This window comes from Nonomuraea sp. NPDC049028, assembly GCF_043197735.1.
Classification (GTDB): Bacteria; Actinomycetota; Actinomycetes; order Streptosporangiales; family Streptosporangiaceae; genus Nonomuraea.
In genome coordinates, this window is the sequence record NZ_JBICTR010000020.1 from 153,421 (window position 1) to 170,695 (window position 17,275).

A 17,275-nucleotide genomic window follows, 5' to 3' on the forward strand; every position below is an offset into this window, starting at 1 on the left:
TTAACAACTACAGTGTATCGCAACAGTACGATGTACCCATGACTGTGTGGGACCGGCCGGAGCCGCCGACACGACCCGTGCCGCTCGACCGGGAGCGAATAGTCGCCGCCGCCATCGCGCTGGCCGACGAGGGCGGGCTGGAGGCGGTGTCGTTGCGCAAGGTCGCCGCCCGGCTGGACGCCGGCCCGATGCGGCTGTACGGATACATCTCCACCAAGGAGGAGCTGTTCGACCTCATGGTGGACGAGGTCCACGCCGAGATCCTCCCCGAGGAGCAACCCGGTGACTGGCGGGAGGCGCTGCGCGTCCGCGCCCACCGCACCAGGCAGGCCACCCGCCGTCACGAATGGCTGGCCGACCTGCTCGGCGGCCGCCCGACCCTGGGCCCGAACGCCCTCGCCGTGACCGAGGCCACGCTGGCCGCCCTCGACGGCCTCGCCGACGTCGACACCGTCAGGCGCGCTGTGGAGACCGTCAGCGCCTACTTCACCGGCGCGATCAGGCGCGAGATCGCGGACGTACGGGCCGAGCGCGCCACGGGCCTGTCCAAGCGCGACTGGCAGCGCGCCTCCGGCCCGCATGTGCGCAGGATGCTGGCCACGGGCCGCTTCCCAACGCTGGCCAAGGCCGTGCGCGACGGCGCCGAGGTGGATGCCGAGGAGTCCTTCGCGACCGGCCTGGAATGGGTCCTCGACGCCGTGGCCGCCAAACTCGCCCGGCCGCCGGCGTGACGCTCAGAATTTCCAGGTGACATCCGAGGCGCCCGCATCGGTGGTCAGTTCGGGGTTCCGTTGCCCTTGCAACCCGTGTCGATCCGGCCCGTCTCGAAGTACTTCACCACGTCGGCGGCGCACTCGGGCACCCGAGTGGCCGAGACGTGCACGTCGTCGGCGATCGTGTAGACGGTGCCGCCGATGGCGCGCCGCGTCTGCAGAGTCCAGTCATAGACGGACATGAACTCATACAGGTGCCCGGCCAGCACCAGTGACCCGCTCCCCCGCTTCAACGTGGGCCGCTGTACGGGTAGCGGCCACCCCTGGCACAGGGCACCCCCGAATCCCCCGGACCGGCCGGTCGCCGGATGGCGCTTCACGAGCTGCTGGTAGGCACGCCAGGCGGTGCCGAAATCGGGCCGGCTGCTGTCCTCGTTGCACTTGACCGCCCAGTTCATGGTCATGTTCAGCATTTCGGGCGCGCCGGGCAGGGGCGTCCCCATCATCTGACCGCCGCTGAGCATCTCCTTGACGGTGGGCGGGGCGGTGGTGCCCGTCGCCGTCCGCAGTTCGGCCAGTGCCTTGCCCGCCCGTACCCACTCGGTCGAGTTGCGCTTGGCCAGGTCGGCGACGGCCGAGCCGTCGATGGGCCGCGGCAGGTCGGTGTAGGTTTTGGGGCTCTTGTCGTAGTCGCGGACCAGCTGGGCCACCTGCTCGCGCACCTGCCGGGCGGTGGCGCCGAGACCGTAGGTGTCGTCGCGGCGGCTCAGCCAGGCGGCCATGCGCCCGAAGTCACGCTCGGCCGCCTGCGCGCTGCCCTTGGTGTGCTTCATGAGATTGGTCCACGGTGGCGCCACGCTGTCCAGGAAGGCCCGTCCGATGTGCTCAGGGAACAGGCTGCGGTACACCATGCCCAAAGAGCTGCCCCAGGACAGGCCGAGCAGGTTGAGCTCGCGCTCACCCAGCGCCGCCCGCACCAGGTCCAGGTCCTTGGCCACGTTGCCGGTGGTGAGCTGACCGAGGAAGGCGGGGTCGGAGCGTCCGCACTTCTGGTTGGCCGCCACCTGGCTGTCATAGATCTTCCTGGCGGCCTTCTTGGTCAGCGCGCCCGGCCCCTGCGGGCCTCCTGGCGGGAGAGGGCAGTCGACCTTGGCGCTGTAGCCCACTCCGCGCGGGTCGAAGCCGATGATGTCGTATCGCTCGTTGAGCGCTGCCGCCTCCTTGTTGAGCGTGGACCGCACCGGGTCCAGATAACCGCTTTGGCCGGGCCCTCCCGGCAGGACGGCGAGGGCGCCGAGCCGGTGGGCCTTGTCGGTGGCGGCCAGCCGGGTCACCGCGATGTCGATCTTCCGCCCGCCGGGATCGCGGTGGTCCAGCGGGACGCCGACCGTCCCGCACTCCAGCCGCTTCATCAGCGTACGGAAGGCCGGAACCTGCTCCTGCGTCACGCGCAGACTCCGGATCACCTCATCGGAGTAGTCCGGGCAGGATTTCCACTGAACGGACGACGTACCGGAACTCGGGCCCGCATGTACGGCGGCCGTCGCGGGCGCGGGCAGGCTCAACGCCAGTACCGCGCCTGCCAGCCCGGCCAGGCCCATATTCATTGTCATGATTTCTCTTTCGGGGATTTCACCACCGGCCGGCCGGCACCGATCAACGGCCTGCCGTCGGTGGATGGTGTCGGCTATTGGCCGGGGCAGAGGACGGCCTTCGCGGCCTGGGTGACGGCGTCACCGACGGCCATGGCCTGCTCGTTGTCGATCTTCAGCGTGGTGGCCACCGCGAACTGAATCCGGCCGTCGGTCGAGGAGAAGGTGGTGGAGCCGATTCCGGGCATGCCGCCCGAGGCCGCGGAGACCGTTCCGCCGCACAGTTCGGGGAAGGGCCGGGGCATGTGTCGTTGCAGGTCCGCAGGCAGCAGCTTGCCCTGGTTGAGCGCGCGGTAGTAGGCGCTGACGTCGTGCGCGGTGGAGATCGCGCCCTCGGCGCCGATGGTGGCGTTGAGCCGGTCGACGTCGCGTGGCTTGCCCTTGGCGTCGGGGTGGTAGCCGTGTCCGTGCGGGCCTTTGATCTGGTCGGAGACCTTGGTGGCCAGATAGGTGTGCTTCATGCCGAGCGGGGCGAACAGGCGCCGCTTGAACTCGCCGGCCCGGTCGTGGCCGGTCAGCTTCTCGATGATCATGCCGAGGAGGACGTAGTTGGTGGTGGAGTAGAGGTACTGTCCCGGCTCGCCCTTGCGGGGCACGGTCCGTGCGGCCTTGACCAGGTCGATCAGCTTGTAGGAGGTGGTGAAGTCGAAGACGTCGAACTTCCCGCTCTCCATGAAGTCGGGAATGCCCGAGGTGTGGCGGATCAGCTGCTGCACAGTGATCTCACTGGCCCGATCCACATAGTCGTGTTCGGCCATCTCGGGCAGGACGGCGCTGAGCTTGTCGTCCAGCTTGAGCTTGCCTTCCCCGACCAGCTGCAGGATGACCGTGGCCTCCATGAGCTTGGTCTGGGACGCGATGCGGTAACGGGAACCCGGGGGGATGCGACCGCCCTTGCCATCGAGCAGCCGCGAACCCGCCGTACCCTGGGCCACCCGTTTGCCGTCGACGTACACCTCGCCGATGACGCCCACCACGCCGGCGGTCTTCGCCACGTTCTCCATCGCCTGCTGGACGTCGCCCAGCGTGACCTTGCCGTCGGCGGTCGCGGGTGCTTGGACACTCAACGCCAGCATGGCGGATGCCAGCGCGGTCATGCCGACCGTTCGTGCACGGCTCATTTCCGGTGATCCTCTCTACGAGACTTCGAGGGTGATCACATCTACCGGCCGGCGCTTATCGACGGGCGATCGGCGGACTATATGTGTTCCATATGCGGGGGTTGCGATACTGCCCGGATGCGTGTGCTCTTGGTCGAGGATGAGCGGCCCCTCGTCGGCTACGTCCAGGCCGGGCTGCGTAAGCACGGCTTCACCGTCGACGTCGCCCTGGACGGCCAGAGCGCGCTGGACAAGTGCGAGATCACCCCGTACGAGGTCGTGGTCCTGGACCGGGACCTGCCCGTCGTGCACGGCGACGCGGTGTGCCGCCGGCTCGTCCAGCGGGGCGAGTCGCGGGTGCTGATGCTGACCGCGTCCGACGCGGTGGAAGACCGGGTCGGCGGGCTGATGCTGGGCGCGGACGACTACCTGGGCAAGCCGTTCGCGTTCTCCGAGTTGGTCGCCCGGGTGCACGCCCTGGTGCGGCGCAGCGCACCGGCCCGCCCGCCGGTGCTGCGCGCCGCGGGCGTGGTCCTGGATCCGGCCCGGCGCAGCGCCGAGCGGGACGGGCGGCTGCTGCGCCTGACGCCCAAGGAGTTCGGCGTGCTGGAGCGGCTGCTGGCCGCCGGCGGTGACGTGGTCAGCGCGGAGACGTTGCTGGAGAAGGTGTGGGACGAGTACGCGGACCCGTTCACCAACGCGGTCCGGATCACCGTCGGCACGCTGCGCCGCAAGCTCGGCGACCCGCCGCTGATCGAGACCGTCATCGGCGCCGGCTATCGGATCAGCGGGTGAGGATGGTCCGGCTGACCGCGCGGGCCAGGCTCGCGCTGCTGCAGACCGCCCTCGTACTGACCGCCGGCGCCGCGCTGACCGGGCTGACCTACCTGCTGATGCGGCGCCGCGCGCTCTTCACCTACCTGGACCCGACCGGCTCCGACCCACCGGAGGTCAAGGAACTGCACGCCGTTGTCGACCGGGTGCAGGCCGACACCCTGTCGGCGCTGCTGCCCCAGGCCGGTCTGGCGCTCGTCGTGGTGACCGCGCTGGCCGCCGTGCTGTGCTGGGCGGTGGCCGGACGGGTGCTGCGGCCGATCCGCGCGATCTCCTCTGCCGCCCGGCGCCTGTCGGCCGAGAACCTCACCGAGCGGGTCCCGGTCACCACTCCTGCCGACGAGCTGTCGGCGCTGGCGGGCACGGTCAACGACATGCTGGACCGCATCCAGCGCGGCATCGCCGAGCGCGACGGGATCCTGGACAGCCAGCGGCTGTTCACCGCCAACGCCGCCCACGAACTGCGTACCCCGCTGACCACCGCCCGCGCCGCGATCGATGTCACCCTCGACGGACACCCCAGCCGCGCGGAGCTGCTCGCGATGGCCGGCGACGTACGCGACGCCGTCGAGCACATGCAACGCGTCCTGAGCGGGCTGCTACTGCTGGCCCGCAGCCAAGCCGGCCTCGCGGCGCGGCAACCGGCCGACCTGACCGCCCTCGCGGCCGCCGCCCTCGACGCCGTCCAAGCGCGAGCGGCGGCCGCCGACGTCACGGTATGGCCTCGGCTCCGGTCGGCACCGGTCACCGGCGAACCCGTCCTGCTGGAACGGATGATCGGCAACCTGGTCGACAACGCGATCCGCTACAACCGGGCGGGCGGCCACCTGGCCGTCGACACCGACACCGCGGGCGGACGCGCCGTCCTGCGGGTCTCCAACACCGGCCGGCAGATCCCGCCCGAAGAGACGGAGACGCTGCTGGAACCGTTCGTGCACGGGCAAGGCACCCGCGTCCGCACCCACGGCCTGGGGCTGGGACTGACGATCGTCCGCGCGATCACCCTCGCCCACCAGGGACGCATCGCGGTCACCGCCCGCCCCGGCGGCGGCCTCGACATCACCATCGACCTCCCGCGCGACCCGACGGCGACAGCGGATCGGCCGGCACGATGACGCGATGCGCTCGCTGCTCACACCCGGCGTGAGAACGTTCTTGCGTGTCGGCCCGGCCGTGCCCGCGCGTCAGCCGCCGCCTGATGATGCTGATCGGCATCGTGTACGCCCCGTAAGACGTAAAGCGGTCGCCGTCGCGGTCGCCCTGGCCAACGGCAAGCAGTACGAACAGGTGGGACAGCCCGGCCCGGCCGACCGGGCGATGGTCAAACTCAACCGCGTCCTGCCCGCGTCGCTGCGCCGGCGCGTCACCGCGTTGATGCGCCGCCACCTCGGCGACGGCAGGCCCGCTGACCCCCGAACCGCACCTGGCGCTGACGCTGGCCGCGGCCGTCCACGCTCGCCACACCGTTCGGATCGAGCACACCCGCGGCGTGCGCGAGGTGGACCCCTGCGGGCTCGTCGTGCACGCACGCCGCTGGTACCTGGCCGGACGCGACCATCTCCGCGCCGCCATCCGCATGTACCGCCTGGACAGGATCAGCGGCGCGACACGTGGTTCGAGCACACCACCGATAAGACCGGGAACGGCGAGTTCAGCGCCCGCGACGCGATGTCCGCCGCACGCGCGGCAATAACGTCGGTCAAGGACATGCATCGCGCCACCACCTTCGAGGCCGGCAACCCCACTCGATCGCCCGCAAGGAGTTCGCCACCATGGCCCAAGCCGCCGACGAGTGCATCACCAAGGTCGCCGGCATCGACAAGGTCGGCGAGCAGGTGGTCCGGCGCGAGAACACCAGCCTGCTCACCCAGATGATCGCCGACCTCGAAGCCCGCCTCGTCGAACCGGCGGGCTGACGACGACCGTCCCGCCCTTCCGAGGGGCAGGAGCCCCACCATGACTGCCCTCGAGCTCACTCTCGCCAAAAGCGCTCACCGAGATCATCGGACTTAATCACAGCGACGATGCCGCCATAACGCTCGAGGCCACGATGGAGGTGCTCCTCCGCGCACCAGCGTCGCATCGACGGAGCCGCTCGCGGCGTGGGTGACGACGTCCATGTGACGGAGTACGCCCACGTCAGGCACCTATCCGATCAGGCCGCATTCTTCGCGTAAATCTATTTTGCCCGATATAGGGGACGATTCTGGGCTGTCGCGGGGAAAGGCGTGACAGGGGCGCCCGGGGTGCCTCGCTGGAAGGGGATCCTGATGTCACCTGGTAAGAGGAAGCCGGATCTAGCAGGTCCGATGTTCGCCGAACAGGCCGATGGAAGTTATGTCTCGTCGCTGCGCGGCCTCGCGGTGCTGCGCGAGCCGCTGCTGAACAAGGGCACGGCCTTCTCGCCGCAGGAGCGGGCCGACCTGGGCCTGGAGGGTCTGCTGCCGCCGGTGGTCGAGACATTGGACGAGCAGGTGAGCCGGTCGTACGCGCAGTATCGTGCGCAACCGACCGACCTGCTCAAGAACGTCTTCCTGGAGGGCCTCCGCGACCGGAACGAGGTGCTGTACTACCGGCTGCTGGGCGACCACCTGCGCGAGATGCTGCCCATCGTGTACGACCCCACCGTCGCCGAGGCGATCCGTACCTACAGCCATGAGTACCGGCGCCCGCGGGGAGTGTATCTGTCCGTCGATGACCCGGATGGGATCGATCGGGCGTTCCAGAACCTGCAGCTGGGGCCGGACGACGTCGATCTGATCGTGGCCTCCGACGCCGAGGAGATCCTGGGCATCGGCGACTGGGGCGTGGGCGGTGGGGCCGGCATCGCGGCCGGCAAGCTGGCCGTCTACACCGCCGCCGCGGGGATCGACCCCGGCCGGGTCGTACCCGTCGCCCTGGACGTGGGCACCGACAACGAGGCGCTGCTGAACGACCCGGGCTATGTCGGCAACCGGCACGCCCGGGTGCGGGGCAAGCGCTACGACGACTTCATCGACGCCTACGTGAAGACGGCGTCGCGGATGTTCCCCGGCGCGATGCTGCACTGGGAGGACTTCGGCCCGTCGAACGCCCGCCGCATCCTGGAGAGGTACACCGATCGCCTCTCGACCTTCAACGACGACATGCAGGGCACCGGAGCGATCGTGCTGGCCGCCATGCTCAACGCCGTCCGGGCCTCCGCGACCCCCATGGACGAGCAGCGGATCGTCGTCTTCGGCGCCGGCACCGCCGGCATCGGCATCGCCGACCAACTGCGTGACGCGATGGTCCGCGCCGGTCTGGACGAGGAGAGCGCGACCCGGCGGATCTGGCCGGTCGACAAGCAGGGCCTGCTCATCGACGGCATGAAGGACCTGCGTGACTTCCAGCGGCCTTATGCCCGCTCACGGGCCGAGGTGCGCGGCTGGTCCAAGGACGCCGCAGGCATCTCGCTGGCCGAGGTCGTCAAGCGGGTCAAGCCGACCATGCTGCTCGGCACCTCCACCGTGCATGGCGCGTTCACCGAGCAGATCGTGCGCACGATGGCCGCGGGGGTCGAGCGGCCGATCATCTTCCCGATCTCCAACCCGACCGAGCGGATCGAGGCGATGCCCGCCGATCTGATCCGCTGGAGCGACGGCCGGGCGCTGATCGCCACCGGCATCCCGGTCGAGCCGATCACCTACAACGGCGTCACCTACGTCATCGCCCAGGCCAACAACGCCATGCTCTATCCCGGGCTCGGGCTGGGCGTCGTCGTCGCCCGGGCCCGCCGGGTCAGTCCCGGCATGTTGCAGGCCGCCGCCGAGGCGGTGGGCGGCATGGTGGACATCTCGTCCCCCGGCGCGTCGCTGCTGCCGCAGGTGGACAACCTGCGCGAGGTCTCCGCCTCGGTCGCCGTGGCCGTCGCCGACAAGGCGGCCGAGGAGCACCTGGCCCGCACCGACCTGCGCAACACGATCCAGCAGGTCCAGGACACCATGTGGCAGCCCACCTACCGGCCGGTCCACGCGAACGGGAATGGGCACGGGCGGTGAGCGCGCCCCGCGTCCAGGACGTGCCGATCGGACTCGCGGACACCGGCGCCCGGACGGAGAGCGACTCTCTCGGTGAGGTGGAGGTACCGGCCGAGCACTACTGGGGCGCCCAGACCCAGCGATCCCTGATCCACTTCGACATCGGCGACGATCGCATGCCCAAGGCCGTCTACCACGCCTACGGCTACATCAAGAAGGCGGCGGCGATCGTCAACGCCCGCGCGGGCCGCCTGCCCCACTGGCAGGCCGACCTCATCAGCCGGGTCGCCGACGAGGTCATCCGCGGCGAGCTGGACGGCGAGTTCCCGCTATACGTCTGGCAGACCGGCTCGGGCACCCAGTCCAACATGAACGTCAACGAGGTGATGTCCAACCGGGCGATCCAGCTCGTCAGCGGCCGACTCGGCAGCAAGGATCCGATCCATCCCAACGACCACGTGAACATGGGCCAGTCGTCCAACGACACCTTCGTCACCGCCATGCACCTCGCCGCCGCCGAGGCCATCGACGAACACGTGCTCCCCGCCGCCGACCGGCTGCGTGACAGCGCCGAGGCCAAGAGCCGCGAGTGGGAGCACATCGTCAAGATCGGGCGTACCCACCTGGAGGACGCCACCCCGCTGACTGTCGGCCAGGAGTGGTCCGGCTACGCCGCCCAGCTCGGCGCGGCCATCGACCACCTCGAACGCACCCGTACCGGGCTGTACCGGCTGGCGATCGGCGGCACCGCGGTCGGAACCGGGCTGAATGCGCCGCCGGGTTTCGGCGAGGAGATGGCCCGGCAGATCGCCGAGCTCACCGGGCGGCCCTTCACCGGCGCGCCGAACAAGTTCGCCGCCCAGGCCTCGTGCGACGATCTCGTCCGGGTCTCGGCGGCGCTGCGCGCCCTGGCCGTGCCGCTGTTCAAGTTCGCGAACGACCTACGCTGGCTCGCCTCCGGGCCGCGTACGGGGCTGCGTGAGCTGATCCTGCCGGCCAACGAACCGGGTTCGTCGATCATGCCGGGCAAGGTCAACCCGACACAGGCCGAGGCCATGCTGATGGTCGCCATTCAGGTGACCGGCAACGACACCGCCGTCTCCATGGCGGGCGCCGAGGGCAACTTCGAGCTGAACGCCTTCCGCCCGGTCATCATCAAGAACGTCCTGCATTCGGCGCGCATCCTGGCCGACATGATGGATCACTTCCGCACGTATCTGGTCGAAGGAGCCCGGCTGAACACCGAGACCCTGCGCCACAACATCGACCGCTCGATCATGATGGTGACCGCCCTCAGCCCCGTCGTCGGGTACGACCAGGCCGCCCGCATCGCGCACCACGCCCTCGACAAGGGGCTGGCGCTCAAGGACGCCGCACTCGAATGCGGCGTCGCGGAGGACCTGTACGACAAGATCGTCGACCCCGAACGCCTCACCAGACCAGGGGTGCCCAGCCCGAACGGCGGCAACCGACGCTGAACCAAGGCCCACAACCCTCGACCCGGTGGCGGGCGGGCGGCGAGGCTGTAGCGGCCCAGGCAGTTGAGGTTGGCGTGTTTGAGCGGGGAGAGCCGGGTCACATCCTCCTCCAGGGCGTCGTGCTCCCGCAGGTGCTCGCCGGCGGCGTCCAGGTAGCGGGTCGTCCAGAACACGGCGGCTGAATAGATCGCGATGCGCGGTCACCCTTCGGCGAAGGTCTACGCGGGGCATGCGCGCGCCGTAGTTGATCTTCACGGTCCCCGCCGATCGCCACCGCCTGTTCGCTCACGATCCATGGATCGGCGCCGCTGCCGGACAGCTCGATCATCTTCGGGCCCACCGCGGCCAGCAGGCGGGCCGGCCTGGCGGCGCCTGGCTCTATCGCCGGCGAGACGGCGTCCATACGCTCCAGGTAGCTGCGCATCATGCTCAGCTGCTTCACATAGGTTCCGCCGGTCGCGTGCTTCATGAATCCGGCGTGGCTGATACCCAGGCCGAGCACGGACCGTCCTGGATGGAGCGCGCTGAGGATTCGGCCTCCGGTCTCGGCCGCCGAGGGGATCCGCGCGTGGATGTTGGCGATCCCAGTGGCGACCACCAGTCGCTCGGTCGCGGCCAGAACAGTGGGATGGCGCGCATAAGGTTGCGGCCGATCGTCTGTAGGCCGGTTGGTCGTCCTCGCGCCAGACGGTGTCGCGAGTCACGCCCTCCTTGCTGACGGGCCGACCGGCGGAAGGCCGGCCGGACAGGCGTCGGTGCCAGTGGCTGCTCAGTGGCTGATGACGACCTTGCCGAAGTGAGCACAGCTGGCCAGGTAGGACGCGGCGTTGAGCGCCTGTTCGAAGGGGAAGACGCGGTCGATCAGCGGCCGCAGCTTGTGCGCCGCGATCACCCTGTTCATGTCTTCCAGGTCGCTCTGGCGGTGGCGGCGGGCATCGACGCCCACCACATCCCCTTGCTCGCCCGGCCCGCAGCGTCCTGCCCATCGCCGGCGATGACGCCAACGCCAAGGCCCGGGCCGCCGAGCTGATCGACCGGCCCGGGTTCGACACCGTCCACGCCGGAACTCTGACCGAGAGCCGGCGCTTCGAGCCCGAGTCCGGCGCCTACCCCCAGATCTACCTCGCCGACCCCGACGTACCGGTCGAGCGCATACTCCAAGCCCCCGCCGCGCCGCTACCGGCCGACAAGCTGCGCGCCGCCTTGCAGGCGAGCCAGCAAGTCAAGGTCGCCGAGCGCACCTTCTAACGCTCGCACCGAGGCCTGCGGCCGTCAGGCGCGGGCCGTCGCGAAGGCGGCGGCGCCATCGCGGTCGAGCCAGGTGGCGAAGTCCATCAGGCCCGGGTGCTCCTTACGTAGCGCGTCGATGTCGGCGTGCCAGCCGCCGCCGTGGTTGGCGAAGTCGTAGCCGGCCACGGCGTCGGCGCCGCGGTCGGCCAGTGCCTCGCGCGGGATGTTCCGGTAGGTGATGGGCTGCCGCAGCGCCCGCTCCATGGCTCGGGCGATCTGCGGCATGGTCAGCTCGTCACCGGCCAGTTCGATCGTCCGGCCGGTGTATTCGGCCGGACGGGTGAAGGCCAGCGTGGCGAACGCGCCGATGTCGGTGGCCGCGATGAGCTGGACCGGCACGTCCGGCAGGACGACGTCGGCCAGGACGCCATCGCGCACGCCCATCTGCGGGTGGACCTGGTTGTCCATGAAACGGACCGGCCGCAGCGCGGTCAGGGGCAGACCCAGGTCGCGGGCGTACCGCTCCAGGGTGTCCTTGGTCTGCCAGCGCGCGATGCCGTGCGAGGCGTCGGCTGCGCCGACGGAGGCGTACACGAAGCTGCGGATGCCGGCCGCCGCGGCGGCGTCGGCGACGTTGCGGCCGTAGCGGAGCTCGTCGTCGATGGTGAAGCCGGGCGGCGTGCCAGGGTAGCCGAGGGTGGGCTGGACGCTGAAGACGCCGTCGACGCCGCGGGTGGCCGCGTCGAGCGAGACGCGGTCGCCCATGTCGCCGCGGACCAGCTCGGCGCCGGCGGCGGCCAGCGCCCGCGCGGCGGGAGTGCCGGGGTCGCGGACGAGAGCGCGGACCCGCTGCCCGGCGGCCAGCAGGCCGCGGGCCGTGGCGCCGCCCTGGGTGCCGGTGGCGCCGGTCACGAGAACGGTGATCATGTTTCCTCCTGATGGCGGGGTGTTCGAGAACGGGGTCAGGTGTTGAGCAGATGGTGAGTACGGCCGAAGGCCAGGTCGTCGACCAGGCGGCGCTGCCATGGGCGCTGGACAATGGCGTGGGTGAGCCGGCGGGTGGCGCGCGGCGCGGCCATGATCTCGGCGGCCAGCTCCCAGGCGCGCGGCAGCAGCCGCTCGTCCGGCACGACCTCGTTGACCAAGCCCAGCTCCAGCGCCTCGGTGGCGCCGACGCCGGCCCCGGTGTAGAGCATCCGCGCGGCCCGCTTGAGGCCGAGCAGCTCCTGGTAGACCAGGTGCTGACCATCGCCGGGTACGGCGCCGGAGCGGAAGTGGGTGTCGTCGAAGACGGTGCCGGGGGTGCACAGCGTCAGGTCGCAGGCCAGGGCCAGCTCCTGGTGGTAGCCGGGTCCGTTGAGCGCGCCGATCGTCGGCACGTCCACGGAGAAGACGAGGCTGCGTAGCAGCGCGATGCCATCGCGGTAGAGGTCGTAGCGGTCCTCGCCCCGCTGCGCCGGCGGCCGGTCGAGCAGGGCGGGGTCGAGCCCGCCGGTCCACGCTTCGCCGGTGCCGGTGAGTATCAGCACCTCGTTGTCCAGGTCTGCGCCCGCTTCCCGCAGCACCTCGCCCCAGGCGTGGTGCAGCGCGAGTGACATGACGGCTGGGCCGCCGCCGGTGTGCATGCGCAGCAGGAGCACTCCGTCGCGGCGCTCCATCGCGAAATGCTCGGCGTGCCGGGCGGCGTACTTCGGTGGCTGGGAGCTCATGGCACCTCCTAACCGGGGACTCTCCCCGGTTTCTGTTCGAGTACGATACGGGGATAGTCCCCGCTTAGGCAAACCCGGGAGGCGACGATGCGGGCCGACGCCCGGCGCAACTACGACCGACTGGTGGCCTGTGCGCGGGCGGCCTTTGCCGAACTAGGGGCCGATGCGCCGCTGGACGACATTGCACAGCGCGCGGGAGTCGGCAACGCCACGCTCTACCGCCACTTCCCCACCCGGCAGGCGCTGCTGGAGGCGGTTTTCCGCGACCACATCGACGCCCTGTGCCGCCGGGCCGAGGAGCTGATGTCCGCGCCGTCGCCGGGCGCGGCGCTGAGGGAGTGGCTGGGCGCGGTGATCGCGCAGGGCAGCACGGAGCGCGGGCTAGCCGCGTCGCTGCTGGTGGCGCTGGGCGAGGATGGCTCGTCGTGTCGCGCGGCGGTGTTCGGGGCGGCGCAGGGGCTGCTGGCGCGGGCACAGGAGGCGGGCGAGGTCCGGACGGGCATACCGGTCGAGCAGCTGTTCAGGTTGGTGAACGCCATTGCGCTGGTCACCGAGACGGAACCGGATGCGGCCGGGCATGCGGCCTCCCTGCTCGACCTGATCTTCCACGGCCTGACTCCATCATGGGCATCATGTTGATGTCGTCGGCCCGGACCAACACGATGTCAGCCTCCTTGCCCGGTGATCATGACTGGCGTGAGAATGACGCAATTCCGCACGTAATCGGGCACGTTGATCATCTGGCCTGACCGCTGCTGATATCCGAGGGCGCCCCCGCCGTGGTGTGCGAGGCGGGGGCGCCTTCTTCCACCTGGATGCCGACGACCGGCGCCAGACGATGGCCGCCAACGGCGCCCGCAACCAGCTCGGCTGGGCCCTGCAACTCGGCACCACACGGTCCTTGAACTGCTTCCTGGACAGTTCCCGCCGCGGTGGTCGACTACGTCGCCGAGCAGCTCGGCCTGCAGGCCGCCGACCTGAAGGGGCATGGCGAGAAGGAGGCCCGCTGGGATCATCAGGAGCAGATCCGCAGCAGCTATGGCTACACCGCCTTCGCCGGCGAACAGTGGTTCGCGCTGGCCTGCTGGCTCTACAAACGGGCCTGGACCACCGGCGAGCGCCCGATTGTGCTGTTCGACCTGGCCACCCACCGCCCGATGGAGGCCAACATCCTGCTGCCCGGCGTCACCACCCTGGAGCGGCTGATCGCCGCGCTGCGCGAGCGCGTCGCCTCCCGCCAGTACGCGCTGCTGGCCGCCGCCCCCAGCCCCAACCAGGCCGCCGTGCTGGAAGAGCTGGTCAAGGTCGAATCCGGGCGGCGGGTCTCCCGGCTGGACCGGCTGCGCAAAGCCCCACCGACGTCAGCAGCACCGGCCTGGTCAAGGCCCTGGATCGGCACGTGGAACTGCGCAACCTGGGCGCAGCCAGCGCCGTTCTTGGCGATCAGGTCGAGTGCCGGCCGTCGAGAAGGGCCCGTGCCTGATCGGATGGTGCAGCTCCGGGACGCCGGCCAGACATCAGCCTGCGCGTAGCTCCGCCGCGACCGCCCGCTCCCGCAATTGGGTAGCCTCCGCCCGAGCCGCCTCCAGCTGAACACGGGCGTCCTCCAGCCGAGCCCGCTCCAGCCGTAGTTCCCCCCGCAACCGATCCCGCTCCTCCACCGCACCCTCCGCCGTCGCGCGCGCCTGGGCGATCTCCGCGGCGGCCAGTTCCCGAGCCTTCGCCGCATCGTTCAGGGCGACGGCGCGGTCCCGTTGCGCCTCGGCCGCGGCACGTTCGGCGGTCTCCGCCCGGGCGACGGCCCGTTCCCGCTCCTGTCCGGCCGCCTCCGCCCTGGCCTCGGCCGCGGCCAGGTCCCGCTCTGCCAGCTGCCTGGCCCGCTTGGCTTCCGCCGCCTCCTCACGGGCGCGATCACTCTCCGCCCGCGCCGCCACCGCCTCTTTCCGGGCCTGTTCGGCTCGCGCCTCCCCATCCTTTTCCGCCCGTACGGCGCGGGCTTCGGCCTCCTTCCGCACCTGTACGACCTGCGCCTGCGCCTCCTTCTCGGCGCGTACCACCCGAGCTTCCGCCGCTGTCTCAGCCCGTACGGCCTGCGCCTCCGCCTCAGCGGCCCGCCCATCGGCGGCCTCGACCCGCTCCGCCAGCTCCTGGAGCGCCTGATCTCTGGCCCGCTCGGTCAGCTCCGCCCGCCGTACCGCCTCATCGGCCTGCCGCTCGGCCAGATCGGCCCGGCGCCCGGCCTCCTCGGCGGACTGCAGGGCCTGCCGCTCGGTGCTGGCCGCCTCCCGCAACGCGGCCAGCGCCTGCTCGCGAGCCCGCTCACCATCAGCCTGCGCCGTATCCCGCTCGGCCTCGGCCTCCTCCACGCGCAGCCGCATCACGCCAGCCTCCCTGCGCGCGTGCTCGGCTGCCTCCCGCGACAGCCGTACCTGCTCGAATGCCTGCTCCCGCTCGGCACGCGCGATGGCGACCCGCGTGTGCGCCTCAGCCTGTACGGCGCTCAGCTTCGCCTCGACCCCGGCCGGACTCAGTTCCTGGGCCAGCGCCCTGGCCAGTGGCTCGATGGCGGCGGCCAGCCCGTTCTCCATCCGGTCGTACAGCTGCTCGGCCCGCGCCAGCGCCCCCTCCAGCCCGGGCGTCGCGCGCCGCATCTCCCGCTCACGCTTGGCGGCGGCCTGGCAGTCGCCTTCCGGGCAGTACGCCTTGGGCCGCCCCCTCCCCCGCCGCTGCTCGATCGGGGCACCACAGTGCAAACACGGCGTAACCACTGTGGCTTCTGTGCCGATCTGTCGAGCGCTGCCCTGCGGCTCGCCCTGTGTATCCGGGATGGTCACTGGTCTTGCCTTCTCAGGTGAAGTGGCGGATTTCGCGGAACGGGACGCCGGCTGCGGCCTTGCGCGCAGGATCCCGCGCTTTCACGACGCGCCGCCGGAATGCCGCACGTCATCTGGCCCATGGGGCGCGTCTGGCGCGCCTGGCGCAAGGCGCTCGCGCCAGGGATGTGTGGTGTGCTCGGTCTCCAGCGCCTCGTGCAGCCAGCGCCGCTCCCCCTCGCTCAACAGCGGCAGGACCGCCTCGAAATCGACCTCGTCCTTCGGCCGCAGACCCTTGGACTTGTAGAGCAACTGCACCTCCGGGACAATCCTCCGGAAACCATCCTGCTCGACGGTCAACCCGGCCAGCGGGCGGCGGATCCGAGGGTCACGCCGGTAGATCCACTCCTCGTCGTCGGCCTCGTCCAGCATGAGCTGGAACCGCCAGGGGCCGTCCGGATGCTCGCGTACCCAGATGTCGTGCGCCTGCTCGGGCAGGACCTCGCCAACCGCCCATGGCCGTAGCGTCTGGGGCACGACCGCGGCGTGTACGTCCCAGCCGTCCAGCAGCCGCCGCGCCGCGAGTTGGTCCCGGCGCAGCAGCGCGATATCGACGTCCCCGTGCTCGCGGTACGCACGGCCCACGGCCAGCTCGATGGCGTAGCCGCCGGCCACCCACCACGGCGCCGCCAGCCCGCGCATCAGCGCAACGACTTCACCAAGCGGCGCGGCCTCCCAGGGACCCCACGGTGTCTCGATCCTCATCATCGGCAAATCATGCGCTATCACAGCCTCCGTCGTCAGCGCTCGTGGCGCAGCGCCACGCCAGGCTCCACTCGGCGTGCGCGGCTTCCAGAGAGACCGGACATCACGCGGTCATCGTCTCCACTTCGGATGCGAGCCCCTGCACAGTCGCTACGTCCGCCCATCTCAGCCGTCACGCTCAGACTCTAGCATTTTCGATTTTCTAGAAAATCAAATTCAATAATTAAGATCCGTTGCGTCGCGACGGGTCTCGACAACTTGCGAGAAGGCAGAATTCCCGCAAGTTTCGGCTGAGCTGGATCTCCCCTGGGGCGACCATGCGTGCGTGTGAGGCGCAGGCTGGATGTGAAGATTGCTGGGACCAGCCACGTAAATTTCATGGGCGTTCGCCACACCCTTTCAGTGGATTGGTCAGCTGATTGCAGCACTCAAGGCGGGACAAAGCCGCTCATGGCGGTTGTTTCCTCTCCTGCTCGGGCCTGCCAGTCGATCGCGGCACCGGTAGTCCACCGCCCGCGACGGTGAACGCTTTCCGAAGGGGTTCTGCGTCGTTCCGCATGAATTGCTCCTCCGGCCCCCTGCTGCGAGGGATGTGGCCAATGAAGTCTGACGATTTCCCGCCCGCTTGTGGACTGTGGGCACTGCAAGACTGTGACGCATCAGCACTGCAAGCCTCGTGACCAATGATGGCCCCACCAGCGGTTACGTCAGCCGATTGCAGCGGTTGGTCAGCTCCATTGCAGTGAACCTGGTCATGAACAGGGCCTGGTGCCTGCCGCCTCACAGCATGATCGGGGTTGCGCGCCAAGGCTGGCCGGTTCTGCGGATACTGGCTGGTCAGAGCCCTACCTTGCACATGGCGTTGTCTCGTCAGCGGGTCCACGGCTCTGAGAGTGCGTTACGCGAGCTGATGCCCCTTTCATCGTTGCGGTTGGATGAGTTCTGCGGGTCGGCGATTCACCGTTCGGCCTACGGGCGCGGCT

The 17,275-nt window shown here is 70.1% G+C and carries 16 protein-coding genes and 2 pseudogenes; 10 read left to right on the forward strand and 8 right to left on the reverse strand.

Features of this window, described 5'->3' with window-relative positions; translation table 11 throughout:
* Positions 1 to 38: 38 nt before the first annotated feature.
* Positions 39 to 731 (forward strand): TetR/AcrR family transcriptional regulator C-terminal domain-containing protein, encoded by a 693-nt coding sequence (locus ACGFJ2_RS54510; protein ID WP_357955360.1) that lies wholly within the window; start codon positions 39 to 41, stop codon positions 729 to 731.
* A gap of 44 nt (positions 732 to 775) precedes the next feature.
* On the opposite strand, the gene ACGFJ2_RS54515 is transcribed toward ACGFJ2_RS54510, so the two are convergent.
* Positions 776 to 2,326 carry an alpha/beta fold hydrolase gene (locus ACGFJ2_RS54515; protein WP_393482507.1) on the reverse strand — a complete coding sequence of 517 codons (1,551 nt, stop codon included), beginning with the start codon at positions 2,324 to 2,326 and terminating at the stop codon, positions 776 to 778.
* A gap of 74 nt (positions 2,327 to 2,400) precedes the next feature.
* Positions 2,401 to 3,486 carry a serine hydrolase domain-containing protein gene (locus ACGFJ2_RS54520; protein ID WP_393482510.1) on the reverse strand — a complete coding sequence of 362 codons (1,086 nt, stop codon included), beginning with the start codon at positions 3,484 to 3,486 and terminating at the stop codon, positions 2,401 to 2,403.
* Positions 3,487 to 3,603: 117 nt separating this feature from the next.
* Here ACGFJ2_RS54520 and ACGFJ2_RS54525 point away from each other — a divergent pair, with 117 nt between their 5' ends.
* The 6 genes from ACGFJ2_RS54525 to ACGFJ2_RS54550 all read left to right on the forward strand — a co-directional run bounded on the left by ACGFJ2_RS54525 (position 3,604) and on the right by ACGFJ2_RS54550 (position 9,775).
* Positions 3,604 to 4,260 (forward strand): response regulator transcription factor, encoded by a 657-nt coding sequence (locus tag ACGFJ2_RS54525; protein WP_393482513.1) that lies wholly within the window; start codon positions 3,604 to 3,606, stop codon positions 4,258 to 4,260.
* 2 nt (positions 4,261 to 4,262) lie between these two features.
* Positions 4,263 to 5,414, forward strand: coding sequence for a sensor histidine kinase (locus ACGFJ2_RS54530; protein WP_393482540.1), 1,152 nt, complete (start codon positions 4,263 to 4,265; stop codon positions 5,412 to 5,414).
* Positions 5,415 to 5,734: 320 nt separating this feature from the next.
* The gene (locus tag ACGFJ2_RS54535) at positions 5,735 to 5,992 is read left to right on the forward strand and encodes a WYL domain-containing protein (protein WP_393482543.1); all 258 of its coding nucleotides are present in this window, start codon (positions 5,735 to 5,737) and stop codon (positions 5,990 to 5,992) included.
* 79 nt (positions 5,993 to 6,071) lie between these two features.
* Positions 6,072 to 6,215: a hypothetical protein gene (locus tag ACGFJ2_RS54540; protein WP_393482516.1), complete on the forward strand. Its 144-nt coding sequence runs from the start codon at positions 6,072 to 6,074 to the stop codon at positions 6,213 to 6,215.
* Positions 6,216 to 6,608: 393 nt separating this feature from the next.
* Positions 6,609 to 8,318 carry an NAD-dependent malic enzyme gene (locus ACGFJ2_RS54545; RefSeq protein WP_393482519.1) on the forward strand — a complete coding sequence of 570 codons (1,710 nt, stop codon included), beginning with the start codon at positions 6,609 to 6,611 and terminating at the stop codon, positions 8,316 to 8,318.
* The gene (locus ACGFJ2_RS54550) at positions 8,315 to 9,775 is read left to right on the forward strand and encodes a class II fumarate hydratase (RefSeq protein ID WP_393482522.1); all 1,461 of its coding nucleotides are present in this window, start codon (positions 8,315 to 8,317) and stop codon (positions 9,773 to 9,775) included. Before ACGFJ2_RS54545 ends, ACGFJ2_RS54550 begins: the two co-directional genes overlap by 4 nt.
* Positions 9,776 to 9,882: 107 nt before the next feature.
* Here the strand turns inward: ACGFJ2_RS54550 and ACGFJ2_RS54555 are convergent.
* From ACGFJ2_RS54555 to ACGFJ2_RS54570, 4 genes and pseudogenes are all read right to left on the reverse strand, one after another.
* Positions 9,883 to 9,948 (reverse strand): annotated as a pseudogene (locus ACGFJ2_RS54555) (hypothetical protein); the annotation flags it as partial.
* 596 nt (positions 9,949 to 10,544) lie between these two features.
* Entirely contained in the window at positions 10,545 to 10,721 is a 177-nt protein-coding gene (locus ACGFJ2_RS54560) for a zinc-binding dehydrogenase (RefSeq protein ID WP_393482524.1), read from the reverse strand.
* A 326-nt stretch (positions 10,722 to 11,047) separates the two neighbouring features.
* Complete coding sequence (locus ACGFJ2_RS54565) at positions 11,048 to 11,932, reverse strand: NmrA/HSCARG family protein (RefSeq protein WP_357955399.1); 885 nt, start codon at positions 11,930 to 11,932, stop codon at positions 11,048 to 11,050.
* A gap of 35 nt (positions 11,933 to 11,967) precedes the next feature.
* Entirely contained in the window at positions 11,968 to 12,714 is a 747-nt protein-coding gene (locus ACGFJ2_RS54570; RefSeq protein WP_393482526.1) for an enoyl-CoA hydratase/isomerase family protein, read from the reverse strand.
* An 87-nt stretch (positions 12,715 to 12,801) separates the two neighbouring features.
* Here ACGFJ2_RS54570 and ACGFJ2_RS54575 point away from each other — a divergent pair, with 87 nt between their 5' ends.
* Together ACGFJ2_RS54575 and ACGFJ2_RS54580 are read left to right on the forward strand one after the other, a co-directional pair.
* The gene (locus tag ACGFJ2_RS54575; protein ID WP_357955404.1) at positions 12,802 to 13,353 is read left to right on the forward strand and encodes a TetR/AcrR family transcriptional regulator; all 552 of its coding nucleotides are present in this window, start codon (positions 12,802 to 12,804) and stop codon (positions 13,351 to 13,353) included.
* A gap of 199 nt (positions 13,354 to 13,552) precedes the next feature.
* A pseudogene (locus tag ACGFJ2_RS54580) lies at positions 13,553 to 14,246 on the forward strand (DUF4158 domain-containing protein).
* Here ACGFJ2_RS54580 and ACGFJ2_RS54585 read toward each other — a convergent pair.
* Both ACGFJ2_RS54585 and ACGFJ2_RS54590 read right to left on the reverse strand, forming a co-directional pair.
* Entirely contained in the window at positions 14,232 to 15,467 is a 1,236-nt protein-coding gene (locus tag ACGFJ2_RS54585; protein ID WP_393482528.1) for a hypothetical protein, read from the reverse strand. The pseudogene ACGFJ2_RS54580 and the gene ACGFJ2_RS54585 overlap by 15 nt on opposite strands.
* Positions 15,468 to 15,629: 162 nt before the next feature.
* Positions 15,630 to 16,295: a nucleotidyltransferase domain-containing protein gene (locus ACGFJ2_RS54590; protein ID WP_357955407.1), complete on the reverse strand. Its 666-nt coding sequence runs from the start codon at positions 16,293 to 16,295 to the stop codon at positions 15,630 to 15,632.
* Between the two features lie 673 nt (positions 16,296 to 16,968).
* On the opposite strand from ACGFJ2_RS54590, the gene ACGFJ2_RS54595 reads away from it, so the two are divergent.
* On the forward strand, positions 16,969 to 17,275 hold a 307-nt coding region (locus tag ACGFJ2_RS54595), incomplete at its 3' end, for a hypothetical protein (protein ID WP_393482531.1).